8 protein-coding genes and 1 other RNA gene are annotated in these 12,999 nt (G+C 71.3%); 5 read left to right on the top strand and 4 right to left on the bottom strand.

What is annotated here, in order from left to right; genetic code table 11:
- Positions 1–23: 23 nt before the first annotated feature.
- Genes E4V99_RS17915 through E4V99_RS17905 form a run of 3 tightly spaced genes read right to left on the bottom strand, consistent with a single transcriptional unit; the run spans position 24 to position 4,525 of the window.
- Positions 24–2,369, bottom strand: a complete 2,346-nt coding sequence (locus tag E4V99_RS17915; RefSeq protein ID WP_135118101.1) for a DUF3488 and transglutaminase-like domain-containing protein — start codon at positions 2,367–2,369, stop codon at positions 24–26.
- On the bottom strand, positions 2,359–3,603 hold the full coding sequence (locus tag E4V99_RS17910; protein ID WP_135118100.1) for a DUF58 domain-containing protein: 1,245 nt from the start codon (positions 3,601–3,603) through the stop codon (positions 2,359–2,361). The genes E4V99_RS17915 and E4V99_RS17910 overlap by 11 nt, the downstream gene beginning before the upstream one ends.
- Positions 3,604–3,610: 7 nt before the next feature.
- Complete coding sequence (locus E4V99_RS17905) at positions 3,611–4,525, bottom strand: MoxR family ATPase (RefSeq protein WP_245233249.1); 915 nt, start codon at positions 4,523–4,525, stop codon at positions 3,611–3,613.
- Positions 4,526–4,791: 266 nt separating this feature from the next.
- Between E4V99_RS17905 and ffs the strand changes: the two genes are divergently transcribed.
- From ffs to E4V99_RS17880, 5 genes are all read left to right on the top strand, one after another.
- Positions 4,792–4,888: signal recognition particle sRNA small type (gene ffs, locus E4V99_RS17900), an RNA gene on the top strand.
- Positions 4,889–4,943: 55 nt separating this feature from the next.
- Positions 4,944–7,106 (top strand): phosphate acetyltransferase, encoded by a 2,163-nt coding sequence (pta, locus tag E4V99_RS17895; RefSeq protein ID WP_135118098.1) that lies wholly within the window; start codon positions 4,944–4,946, stop codon positions 7,104–7,106.
- Positions 7,103–8,341 carry an acetate kinase gene (locus E4V99_RS17890; protein ID WP_135118097.1) on the top strand — a complete coding sequence of 413 codons (1,239 nt, stop codon included), beginning with the start codon at positions 7,103–7,105 and terminating at the stop codon, positions 8,339–8,341. Before pta ends, E4V99_RS17890 begins: the two co-directional genes overlap by 4 nt.
- 74 nt (positions 8,342–8,415) lie before the next feature.
- Positions 8,416–9,156 (top strand): beta-phosphoglucomutase family hydrolase, encoded by a 741-nt coding sequence (locus E4V99_RS17885; protein ID WP_245233244.1) that lies wholly within the window; start codon positions 8,416–8,418, stop codon positions 9,154–9,156.
- Positions 9,157–9,195: 39 nt separating this feature from the next.
- Complete coding sequence (locus tag E4V99_RS17880) at positions 9,196–11,739, top strand: glycosyl hydrolase family 65 protein (protein ID WP_135118095.1); 2,544 nt, start codon at positions 9,196–9,198, stop codon at positions 11,737–11,739.
- Between the two features lie 12 nt (positions 11,740–11,751).
- On the opposite strand, the gene E4V99_RS17875 is transcribed toward E4V99_RS17880, so the two are convergent.
- Positions 11,752–12,735 carry a sugar-binding domain-containing protein gene (locus tag E4V99_RS17875; RefSeq protein WP_167758153.1) on the bottom strand — a complete coding sequence of 328 codons (984 nt, stop codon included), beginning with the start codon at positions 12,733–12,735 and terminating at the stop codon, positions 11,752–11,754.
- Between the last annotated feature and the right edge of the window lie 264 nt (positions 12,736–12,999).

Here is a 12,999-nt window from a genome sequence, read left to right as displayed (position 1 = left end):
GCCGCCCGAACCGCAGGGGAAGGTCAGCGGGCGGTGGCCGGTTCCGGCGGGTGCGCGTAGGCGGATCCCGGGCGGATCACGAGAGACCGCGGGACGGCGACCGACAGAATGCGCCGCCACGGGGTGACGCCCCCGAGCAGCCCGGTACGCGCTTCCGCCAGTGCGGGTGCGAGGCCGCCGCCGTGTTCGAAGCGGGAGGCCGCGCCGTAGCTGGAGCGCTCGATCGCGGCCACGAGTACCCCCACGGCCTTCTCGGACGCGCCGTGGTGACGCGTCAGCCGCGCCCCGAAGGCGCGCGGGGACTCCGCCCCGGGAACCGGGATCCCCAGATCGATGGCCAGTTCCTGGAGGGCGAGCCATGCCGCCCCGGCGTCGCCGCCCTCCGCCGCCTGGACGGCCCTGCGCCGACGGGCCTCGCGCAGGACGCCGGGCAGTGCCAGCAGTGCAAGCAGCAGCATCCCGGTGCCCACACCCGGCCACGGGCCCACGCCGCCTGTCGTCGTCGTGCCTCCGCCCCCGGCCTGCAGGTCGTCCTGCGGACGCGCGCCGGCTGTCGGCGAAGCCGTCGGGCCCGCGTCCGGCTGCAGCGCGTCCTCCGGCGCCCCGTCGGCGGGGGCCCCTGAGCCCGCTGCGCCCGCCGAGGAGAAGCTCGTGGGCGACCCGAGGCTGTTCGTGGGCTCGAAGGGCACCCAGCCCACGCCCGGGAAGTGCACCTCCGGCCACGAGTGCAGCTGGCTGCTGGAGACGGAGTAGATCGTCTCGCCGTCGGTGGATTCGTTCGTGCTCACTCCGGGGAGGTAGCCCACGACGATGCGGGAGGGCATGTCGAGGGTGCGCGCCATGAGCGCGAACGCGGACGCGAAGTGGACGCAGTAGCCCTGCCGCACGGCGAGGAAGTCGGCGACGGCCAGTGCGCCGGAGCCGTCGAACCCCTCCTCCACGGGGGCCTCGAGGGAGTACTCGAACTCGGAACTGCGGAACCACGCCTGCAGGTCCTGCAGGGCCTCGAAGTCGCTCTGGGCGTCAGCGGTCACCTCGCGAGCGGTCTGTTCGATGACCGCCGGCAGATCGTCGGGAAGGAGGTAGGACTCCTCGCGCACCTGCCCGCCCGCCTCGATCCCGCTGATCTGCTCGAGCGTGGGCCGTGGCACGGTGCTCTCGACGTCGTACCCCTGACCCTGCGTCGATCCGCTGCGGGCCACGACGGTGCGGTTCTGGGCGAGGGCCCCCCACGCTCCATCGAGCCCGGTCACCGTCGTCGCAGGGAACGGCACCGGCAGCCAGGGGGAGTTCAGATCAACGATCTCCACGGTGGCGCGCTGCTCCTCCATCTCTATGCCCGGGTCCACCTCCAGCGCGGGGAAGGACTCCTCGTCCGCTGCCAGGGGCGTCGTGCGTCCGGTGTCGGGCTCCCACACCGAGCCGTCGAAGTCGGAGAGCGTGACCGCGCGCAGGTACGGCGCGTCGGAGGCGGAGGAGCGGACGGTCAGCACCTGCGTCTCGCGGGGCTGGCGCAGGTCGTCGCCGAGCTCGAGAGTCGGGTCGATCGTGGATCCGGTGCCCAGGCCTCCCGAGCCGGCCCGGGCGAGAGGGGTGGGCAGGAGCGGGGTTGCCACAACCGCCGCCACGACCGCGATCGCCCCGATCGCCAGCGCCGTGGCCGTCGCGCCGACCGAGCGGCGCGGCTCGTCGGCTACTGCAGCGTACCCGCCGGCGCCGCGCACAGACGGGGCATCCGGCTCGCGATGGCGCGCGCGGGTGTCGATGCGGAGGAGGAACAGCACGCTGACGGAGAGGACGACGAACCCGACGAGGTCGATCTCGCCGGGGACGGCGATGGAGGGGATCAGCGAGGTCGCCACGAGGGCGACCCCGGCGAGCAGCGGCATGCGCGCGGTCAGCACCACGTGATCGATCGCGAGGGCCACCAGGCCCACGGCGGCCACCAGCACGAACGTCAGGGGCACCCCCGGCTCCAGCGGAGCGGCGCCCAGCACGATCTCCTCGACGCCGGCCGACACCAGCACCGGGACGGTCGCGAAGGTGTCGGGTGTCGGGACCATCCACAGCACGGCGGAGGAACGGCCGAACATCACCGTGAGCAGGAGGACCCACACCACCCCCTCGAGTGCGGCCACGGCCACTCCAGGCAGCCGCATCCCGCGGCCCAGGACGCCGGTGGCCAGCACTGCCGCGGCGAGGCCCAGGGCGGCGGCCAGCCACCATCCGCTGTCGATCACCCGCAGCAGGGGCAGCGTGGCCCCCACCAGTGCGGCGAGCACTCCGGCCGCGAGCAGGACGTCGGTGCGCCGCGCCCACGGCGCCCGGTCGCGTGCGCCGCCTCGCGCCCCCCACGCCTCAGTGGACACGCGCCGGCCCCCGGTCCACGGCTTGGTCCCACGCCGCTGCGATGCCCTCGTCGTCGGCGATGGCGGCCGCGCACCATCCGGCCATGCGCAGCCGGTCCACGGCGTCCGAGGCGGCTCCGACTCCGAGGAGAACGGGCAGTGCCGAGTGGTGGGCGAGAGGGGCGAGCGCCTCGGTGTCGCTCGCGGAGAGGCGTCCGGTGACCACGACGACGGGTCCGGTCACCACGCCGGCGAACAGTGCTGCGACGCGGGCGAGGTCATCGCCCTTACGGGTCGTGAGAGTGGCCAGCTGCGCGGCCAGCGCCTCGACGTCGAAGACCTCGCCGCCAGCGAGCGGGTCCGACAGCGGCACGCCGTTGGAGTCCATCAGCTCGACGCTGTACCCCTCCCGCACGAGCTGCATCACCGCCGACACCGCCGCCGACACACCGGTCTCGAACGCGGGGTCCAGGCCCGGCGCCAGGATCGCGTCCGAACCCCAGCGCAGCACGCCGCGGTCCAGCACGACGCTGGCTTCCGGGGTCGCCTCCTGCTCCTCCTGGCGCACCATCAGCGTGTCGCGGTGCGCGGTCGCCCGCCAGTGGATGCGCCGCATCGAATCGCCCGGCGCGTACGGCCGGGCGACGAGATTGTCCGCGCCCTGCCCCAGCTGCGCCGTCGTGGCCTGGAGCATCCCGCCCGCCTCACCGGGCGCGGTCGGCAGCGTGGACAGTTCGACGATCGCCGGGGCGACGGTGACGCGGGTCCGCCCACCGAGGGAGAACCGCCGGCGGGCCAGACCGAAGGGATCGGTGGCCGTGACGACGAGGGGGCCGAGGGGGTGGATGCCGCGGGCCCGGCCATGCACCGTGTAACTCAGCTCGACACTCCCGTCGCCACCGCGGAGCCCGGAGCCCAGGGCGGGGAAGATGCCGCGGGCGCGGCCGGTCAGGCCGGGGGACAGGGTGTCCTCCCACGTCCCGGGTGCCGTCGGCAGCGCCGAGCGCATCCCGGCTCGCACGCGCACGGTGCTCTCGCGCCCGACGGCGGCGACGTCGGGGACGAGGGAGCGCGAGACGGCTTCGGTGCGCCGCGCCGTGAACAGCGACACGATGCTCCCGGCGACCACGACCAGCAGCAGCACGCCGAAGTACAACAACTCGCCGACGCCGGCCTCATGGGCGATGAGGAACGCGAGGACGGCGAGGGCCACGGCCCCCGTGCCGCGGGCGGTCAGTGGCCACAGACGTCTCATCGCCGGCTCACATCCGCGCGGCCAGCGGTACGCGCACCGACCCGGCGATCCGTTCCAGCGTCGAGGCGACCACTTCGGCCGAGGGCCGGCCGCCGGCGGCGGCGCGGCTGGGAATGAGACGGTGCGCGAAGACGGGGGAGAGCAGCGCGGTCACGTCGTCGGGGATGACGAACCCGCGCCCGTCCAGGGCCGCCCACACCTTCGCCGCACGCACCAGCTGCAGGGTGGCGCGCGGGCTCGCGCCGAGGCGCAGGTCGGGGTGCGTGCGCGTGGCGTGGGCCAGCGCGACGGCGTAGTCCTCCACGGCGGGTGACACATGGACGGCTCGCGCCCACGCGATCAGCTCCGTCACGCGCGCGGCGGTGACGACGGGGCGGATCGCCTCGAGCGGGTTGACGCTGTCGCGCTGGCGCAGCATGAGCGCCTCGCTGCGCGCATCCGGGTACCCCATGGAGATGCGCATCATGAACCGGTCACGCTGAGCTTCGGGCAGCGCGTACGTGCCCTCCATCTCCAGGGGGTTCTGTGTCGCGACGACGAGGAAGGGATCGGGGAGCGGGTGTGTGCGACCGTCGACGGTGACCTGCTGCTCCTCCATCGCCTCCAGCAGAGCCGACTGCGTCTTGGGGGAGGAACGGTTGATCTCGTCGGCGATGACGACATTGGCGAAGATGGCGCCGGGTTTGAACTCGAACTCGCGGTCGACCGGGTTGAACACGGATACCCCGGTGACGTCGCCGGGCAGCAGGTCCGGCGTGAACTGGATGCGTCGCACGCTCGCATCCACCGAGGCGGCCAGGGCGCGCGCCAGCATCGTCTTGCCGACGCCGGGGACGTCCTCGATCAGGAGGTGTCCCTCCGCCAGGAGTGCCACCAGGGCGGAGCGGACGGCCTCGGGCTTGCCGTCGATCACGCGCGACATCGACGTGGCGATGCTGTCGGTGATCCGCCCGAAGTCGTCCGGGGTGAGCGGCCCCGATGCGGAGTCGGGCGATGTCGTCGCAGTCTCGTTCATGAATCCCTCGGGTCCGGGGAGTGGCGTCGTCGCCGGTCGTGACCCGATCGTAACCCCGCTTTCGGCCGTCGGGGCCGGGAGAAGTCTGCCCTTGTTGCGCGCGGGAGGACGTGGCAGGCGGCGGCGTCGGCGAGCCCGCGTTGGCCGCAGGCCGAGTCGGCCGCTACACTGGAGCCGGCTCTCCGCGTGACGGCATCCAGGCCAACTCCCCCAGGACGGAAACGTAGCAAGGGTAACCAGGCTCTGCTGGGTGCGCGGAGAGTCTTATTTTTTGTCCCGGTCCCGGGCCCCTCCGCCCGCGGGATCGCCGCCGTAGGGTGGACGCGTGGCGCAGAGCATCTACATCACCTCGGCAGAGGGGAACTCGGGCAAATCCAGCGTGGCCCTGGGAGTTCTCGACGCGCTCAGTCACGCCACCCCCCGCGTGGGAGTTTTCCGCCCCATCGCACGATCCACGGCCGAGCGCGACTACGTGCTGGAGATGCTCCTCGATCACGACGGCGTCGACCTCGAGTACGACGAGTGCGTGGGGGTGACCTACGACGACGTGCGCGGCGACCCGGATGCGGCGCTGGCGAGGATCGTCGAACGGTACAAGGCCGTCCAGGCCCAGTGCGACGCGGTCGTGGTCATCGGCAGCGACTACACCGATGTGTCCAGTCCCGCCGAACTCGCCTACAACGGGCGCATCGCGGCGAATCTCGGCGCCCCGGTGCTCCTCGTCGTCGGCGGGCGAGCCCAGCACGGCCAGAGCGAGCAGCTCGGCTCCAGCAGGCCCCGCACGCCCGAGCAGGTCGGTCAGGCCGCGGCACTGGCCCTGGTCGAACTGGCCCACGAGCGCGCCGAGCTCCTGGCCGTGGTCGTCAACCGCGCCGATCCCGAGGCGCTGGACGACATCGTCGACTCTGTGCGGGCCGTCCTCGGCGTCGACAGCGCCCGTGCCACGCCGGGCCGTGACGTCCCGGTGTGGGCGCTCCCCGAAGACCGCTTCCTCGTCGCCCCGTCGGTGCGGGGCGTCATGCGCTCGGTCGGCGGCGAGCTCGTCAAGGGCGATCCCGCCCTGCTCACGCGCGAGGTGCTCGGCGTCGTGGTGGCCGGGATGTCGATGGTGAACGTCCTGCCGCGCCTGACCGAGTCGTCGATCGTGGTGATCCCCGCCGACCGGGCGGAGGTGCTGCTGGCCACCCTCCTGGCCAACGCCTCCGGCACCTTCCCCTCCCTCGCGGGCATCGTGCTCAACGGCGGCTTCCCGCTGCCCGAGCCGGTCGATCGCCTCATCGACGGCCTCGGCTCGTCGCTGCCGATCATCGCGACCGATCTCGGCACCTATGACACCGCCGTGCGCGTGATGAACACCCGCGGCCGTCTCGCCGCCGACTCCCAGCGCCGCTACGACACCGCGCTGGCGATCTTCGAGCGCCACGTCGACACCGCCGAGCTCACGCGGCTGCTCGGGGTGGCCGAGCCCACCGTCGTCACGCCGCTGATGTTCGAGTACGGCCTCATCGAGCGCGCCCGCACCCACCGCCGTCACATCGTGCTGCCCGAGGGCAGTGACGACCGCGTGCTGCGCGCGGCGGCGACCGTGCTCGCACGCGGGATCGCCGACCTCACGATCCTCGGTGAGGAGATCGAGGTGCGGAACCGGGCGATCGAGCTCGGGATCGACCTGCGGGAGGCGCGCGTGATCAGCCCCTTCGACGCGGTGTACGTCGACCGGTTCGCGCGCGAGTACGAGCGCCTCCGCGCCCACAAGGGCATGACGTACGCGCGGGCGGCCGACACCGTCACCGACGGGTCGTACTTCGGCACCCTGATGGTCCATCTCGGGTTGGCCGACGGGATGGTCTCGGGCGCGGCGCACACCACGGCGCACACGATCCGTCCGGCGTTCGAGATCATCAAGACCCGTCCCGGCGTCTCCGTGGTCTCCAGCGTCTTCCTGATGGCGCTGGCCGACCGCGTGCTCGTGTACGGCGACTGCGCCGTCATCCCCGACCCCACGAGCGAGCAGCTGGCCGACATCGCCATCTCGTCCGCCGCCACCGCCGAGCAGTTCGGCATCGCGCCCCGCGTGGCGATGCTGTCGTACTCCACCGGAGAATCGGGCAAGGGCGCCGACGTCGAGAAGGTGCGCACGGCCACCGCGCTCGTGCGCGAGCGGGCGCCCGAGCTGCTGGTCGAGGGGCCCATCCAGTACGACGCCGCCGCCGACGCGGCCGTGGCGAAGGCGAAGATGCCCGGATCCGACGTGGCCGGCCGGGCCACCGTGTTCGTCTTCCCCGACCTGAACACCGGGAACAACACCTACAAGGCCGTGCAGCGCTCCGCCGGCGCGGTGGCGATCGGGCCCGTGCTGCAGGGGCTGAACAAGCCCATCAACGACCTCTCCCGCGGTGCGCTCGTGGAGGACATCGTCAACACCATCGCGATCACGGCGATCCAGGCCCAGGCCGACGGCGCCACCCCGGAGGCCGGCACACCATGAGCGATGTCCTCGTGATCAATTCCGGATCGTCCTCCATCAAGTACCAGCTGCTGGACGGCGACTCCGAGCAGGTGCTCGCGAAAGGGCTCGTGGAGCGCATCGGGCAGGAGTCCGGGCTCGCCCGGCACACCGTCATGGCCGCCGCGCTGGCCGGAGGCTCCGACGGCGTCTCCCTCACCGTCACCGACGCCACCTCCGAGATCCGCCGCGCGATCCCCGATCACACGGCGGGGTTCCAGGTGATGCTCGAGGCCTTCGCGCAGCACGGGCCTTCGCTTTCCGAGCGGGCCCCCGTCGCGGTGGGCCATCGCGTCGTGCACGGGGGAGCGCGGTTCTACGAGCCGACGCTCGTGACCCCGCTCGTGGAGATCAACATCGACGAGCTGTCGGTCCTGGCGCCGCTGCACAACCCGGCGAACCTCGCCGGGATCGTCGCCGCACGCACAGCGTTCCCCGACGTCCCGCACGTGGCGGTGTTCGACACGGCGTTCCACCAGACCCTTTCCCCCGCCGCGTACACGTACGCGATCGACACGCAGCTGGCCGAGGCCCACCGCATCCGCCGGTACGGATTCCACGGCACCAGCCACCAGTTCGTCAGCGAGTCCGCCGCCGCCTTCCTCGGCCGGCCCCTCGGCGAGCTGAAGCAGATCGTCTTCCACCTCGGCAACGGAGCGTCGGTCACCGCGATCGATGGCGGACGGTCGGTGGAGACCTCCATGGGCCTCACGCCCTTGGAGGGCCTGGTGATGGGGACGCGCTCGGGCGACCTGGATCCGGCCGTGCTCCTGCACCTGGCCCGGCGCGCGGACATGTCGATCAGCGATCTGGACGACCTGCTGAACAAGCGCTCGGGGCTACTGGGTCTCGCCGGCGTCAGCGACATGCGCGACATCCGCGCGGGCGTGGACGCGGGCGACGTGCGGATCACGCGTGCCTGGGACGTCTACATCCATCGTCTGCGCGCGTACGCGGGCGCCTACCTCGCCCAGCTCGGCGGGGTCGACGTCATCTCCTTCACCGCGGGCGTGGGGGAGAACACGCCGGAAGTGCGCTCCGAGTCGCTCGCGACGTTCGGATTCGCCGGCATCGAGATCGACCCGGCGCGCAACACCGCACCCGAACGGGGGACGCGGGTCATCTCCACGGAGGCCTCGGTGGTGACGGTGCTCGTCGTGCCCACCAACGAAGAGCTCGAGATCGCGCGGCAGGCGCTGCAGGTCGCGGGCGGCTGAGTGTTCCGTGCGGGTGTCCCATGCGCAGCGCAATCCCTCGCCCCGGGCCCGTATCGGCTGACTACGCTGATGCGGTGACCGACGGAAACCCCGACAGCCTGCCCGATCTCGCCGCCTACGACGCCGTCCTGTTCGACCTGGACGGCGTGCTCACTCCGACCGCCGAGGTGCACATGCACGCGTGGCGGACGATGTTCGAGGAACTGTTCGCGCAGTGGGACATCCGCCCGCCCTACACCGACCGCGACTACTTCGAGTACCTCGACGGCAAGAAGCGATACGACGGCGTGGCGAGCCTCCTGCGCAGCCGTGACGTCGAAGTGCCGTGGGGGGACCCCGCAGACCCGCCCACCGCCGACACCGTCTGCGGCATCGGCAACCGCAAGAACGTGGTCTTCGCCGCCGTGCTGCGCTCGGAGGGGATCTCTCCCTATCCCGGCTCGGTGCGCCTGGTGGACGGGCTCCTCGCCGCACACGTGCCGATCGCCGTGGTGTCCAGTTCGAAGAACGCCGAAGAGGTGCTCGAGGCGGCGGGCATCCGCGATCGGTTCACCGTCGTCATGGACGGCGTCGTCGCCGAGCGCGATCACCTCCGTTCCAAGCCCGCCCCCGACGTGTTCGTCGAGGCCGCGCGGATGCTGGGGGTCGACCCGGCGCGCTCGGTCGCCGTGGAAGACGCCCTCAGCGGGGTGCAGTCGGCCGCGGCCGGCGGCTTCGCGGTCGTCGTCGGAGTCGATCGTGGCGTCGGCGGCGAGAATCTCACGCGAGCCGGCGCCACGGTCGTCGTCGATGACCTCGCGGCCTTCGTAGACTGACCATCCGAAGCATCCCGAACTTCGCCAGGAAGGCAGCACATGATCGATCGCGGTCGATTCCCCGTCGACGAGTGGCGGCTCATCGAAACAGAGGGCTCGCTCGACGACGCCGGGGTGACCGAGACGCTCTTCTCCGTCGGCAACGGCTACCTCGGGCTGCGCGGGAACTACCCTGAGGGGCGCTTCGCGCAGGAGCAGGGCACCTTCATCAACGGCTTCCACGAGATCTTCCCGATCCGCCACGCCGAGCGGGCGTACGGGTTCGCCGAGGTGGGGCAGACCATCATCAACGCGCCGGATGCGAAGGTCATGCGCGTCTACGTCGACGATGAGCCGCTCTCCTTCGACGTGGCCGACGTCCGCGAGTACGAACGTGTGCTGGACATGCGCGAGGGGGTTCTGCGCCGGCGCCTGCTGTGGGTCACCCCGTCGGGCAAGCAGGTGGAGATCGAGGACGAACGGATGGTGTCGTTCGAGGAGAAGCACCTCGCCGTCATGCGGCTCACGGTCACCGTCATCAACGACGACGCCCCCGTCACCATCAGCTCGCAGCTGATCAACCGCCAGGACGGCGAGGGGATCTACGGCGGCTCGCCGATGGGCGTGCGGAAGAACCGCGCCGGGTTCGATCCGCGCCAGCCGGACAAGCTGCAGGAGCGGGTTCTGCAACCCCAGGACTACTGGCAGGACGAGGAGCGCTCGGCGCTGAGCTACCGCGTGAGCGAGTCGGGGATGACCCTCGCGGTCATCGCCGACCATCTCGTCGACACCGGCAACGAGTACTCGGCCCGCCGCCTCATCGAACCCGACATCGCCAAGAACGTCTTCCGCGTGCAGGCGAAGGCGGGCGTGCCGACCACGCTGACGAAGATCGTCAGCTACCACACGTCCCGCGGCGTCCCCGCGGGAGAGCTCATCGACCGCTGCCGCCGCGGCCTCGACCGTGCCGAGGCGCTGGGCGTGGAAGAGCTGTTCGCACGCCAGCGCGCGTGGCTGGACGGCTTCTGGGAGCGCTCCGACGTGCGCATCGAGGGCCACCCCGACCTGCAGCAGGCGACCCGCTGGTGCCTCTTCCAGCTCGCCCAGGCCGCCGCCCGCGCCGACGGGCAGGGCGTTCCCGCCAAGGGCGTGACCGGTTCTGGGTACTCGGGCCACTACTTCTGGGACACCGAGATCTATGTGCTGCCGTTCCTGGCGTACACGACGCCGCTGTGGGCACGCAACGCGCTGCGGATGCGGTATCTGATGCTGCCGGCCGCCCGCAAGCGCGCGCATCAGCTCAACGAGGCCGGCGCGCTGTTCCCGTGGCGCACCATCAACGGCGAGGAGGCGTCGGCCTACTACGCCGCAGGCACCGCGCAGTACCACATCAACGCCGACGTCAGCTACGCCGTGGCCAAGTACGTGCGCGCCACCGGCGACGTCGACTTCCTCGATTCCGAAGGCGTCGACATCGCCGTGGACACCGCGCGGCTGTGGGCGACCCTGGGCTTCTGGCGCTCGAGCGACGGGGTGATCGATGGGGAGAACGAGACCTTCCACATCCACGGCGTGACCGGACCCGACGAGTACACCACGGTGGTCAACGACAACCTGTTCACCAACGTCATGGCGCGCTTCAACCTGCGATTCGCCGCCCACACGGTGCGCGAGATGCAGGAGGCCGATCACGACGCCTACCTCCGCATGGTCGACCGGATGAACCTCGACCCCTCCGAGCCGGAGATGTGGGAGCGAGCCGCCGAGGCGATGCACATCCCCTACAGCGAAGCCCTCGGCATCCACCCGCAGGATGCGGTGTTCCTCGAGCGGGAGATCTGGGATCTCGAGCACACGCCGCCCGATCAGCGACCGCTGCTGCTGCACTTCCACCCGCTCGTGATCTACCGCTACCAGGTGCTCAAGCAGGCCGACGTCGTGCTGGCGCTGTTCCTGCAGGGCGACAACTTCACCGCCGACGAGAAGCTCGCCGACTTCGAGTACTACGACCCGCTGACCACGGGCGACTCGACGCTGTCGGCCGTCGTGCAGTCGATCCTCGCGGCCGAGGTCGGTTACCAGAACCTCGCCCTGGAGTACTTCCGCGACGCCCTGTTCGTCGACCTCGGCGACCTGCACCACAACGCCGCCGACGGCGTGCACGTCGCCTCCGCCGGCGGGGTGTGGACGGCTCTGGTGGCCGGTTTCGGCGGTATGCGCGACCACTTCGGCGAGCTCACGTTCGACCCGCGGCTGCCGGCCGAATGGCCGTCGCTGTCGTACGTGCTGCACTGGCACGGCACGCGCCTGGATGTGACACTGACCCGCGACCTGCTCACGATCGAGGCGGGTGAAGGCGACCCGGTGCAGTTCTCGGTGCGCGGGGTCGGATACAGCGTCCACGGGGGCGGCCGTGCCGAAGTGCCGCTGCGCGGACAGGGGCCGGTCATCCCCGGCAAGCCGTCACTGCGTCAGTTCGCCGATGCCCGCCGGGAGGACGGGACCCTGCTGTCGGCGTCCGTGCCCACCGTCACGACGTCCATCCCCGTCATCGAGGATTCGGAGGCGCAGACCGGCGCGACGCTCGGCGCCGTCGACGACTGAGCCGCACTGGACTCACTCGTCGCGGATCGCCGCCAGGGCGGCTTCGGCGAGGGCGTGGTCGGTCACGAGGCTCGTCATGAGGCCGGCCTTGGCGATGGCCCGGATCGCCTCGGCCTTCTCCTCGCCTCCGGCGACGGCCATGACGCGGGGGACGGCGTGCAGCTCCTCGTGCGAGATCGACACGGTGCGACGCTGGAACTCCGGATCGACGAGGGAGCCGTCCTCGCGGACGAGGATCCCGGCCACGTCGGCGACGCACCCCCGCGCGGTGGCGTGGGCGACGTCGTCGGGTGCCAGCACTTCGCGCACCTGGGTGACCGGCGGGTTCCAGCTGCCCACCGACACCACCGCGGTGGTGACCTGGGGGAACAGGCGCAGCGCCTTCTGGATGTCGGGGTGCTGTTTGAGGTTGTCGGCGGTCTCGGCGTCCTTGACGAACAGGGGCGAGAAGATCGGGTACACGGCACCGCCGGCGCGCTGGGACGCCTCGCGGACCAGTTCGACGGGGGAGGCCCCCATCTCGCCGCTGACGAAGCCGGTGAGCTGGACCACGGTGACCCGAGGCAGGGCGCTCAGCTGCGACGTCGTCGCGGTGAGGGAGCGACCCCACGTCAGCCCCAGGACCTCGCCGTCCGACAGCGTCGCGCTGAGCACCTCGGCCGCCGCAGCACCCAGCTGCTGGCGGACGTTGTCCCGCGTGCCGTGCGAACGCACCACATGGCACTCCCGCAGGTCCAGTGCGGCGCGCAGTTCCTCGCTGAGCAGAGGGTCGGGCAGCCCGTGGTCGTGCACGGCGATCGTGACCACCCCCTCTTCGCGCGCGCGTGTGAGAAGGCGGGCGACTTTGAACCGCGAGATCCCGAGGCGCTCGGCGATGTCGACACGGGGAAGGTCTTCGAGGTAGTACAGCCGCGCGACCATCCCGAGGAGGGCGCGATCAGCGACGGCGTTCTCGCCTGCGCTCGTTTGAGCGCGCGAGGGGCGCTGTTCTTGCATATGTGACCTCGATGGGTATGATCGCTGAAGACAGCCGCTCAAGATTGAACTGGCACTGCTCATATGAGCATGACCAGGCCGAGCGCGTCAAGACCCGCACCAAAGGAGTACGCCCGTGAGCGACGATGACGTCACCTTCCCCTCCTTCGCGCGCCGGTTCCCCGCTCCCGCCTGAGCCCTTCGCCGGCTCGACAGGCGCCTCGTCCGCCACCTTCGGGCGCCGTGCGCGCTGACTCCGCCGAGCCCACTCCCCCTCACGACAGT

This window comes from Microbacterium sp. dk485 (assembly GCF_004570445.1).
GTDB classification, from domain to species: Bacteria; Actinomycetota; Actinomycetes; order Actinomycetales; family Microbacteriaceae; genus Microbacterium; species Microbacterium wangchenii.
The sequence above is the reverse complement of the archived record's forward strand: the minus strand, read 5'-3'. Positions and strand labels throughout refer to the sequence as shown.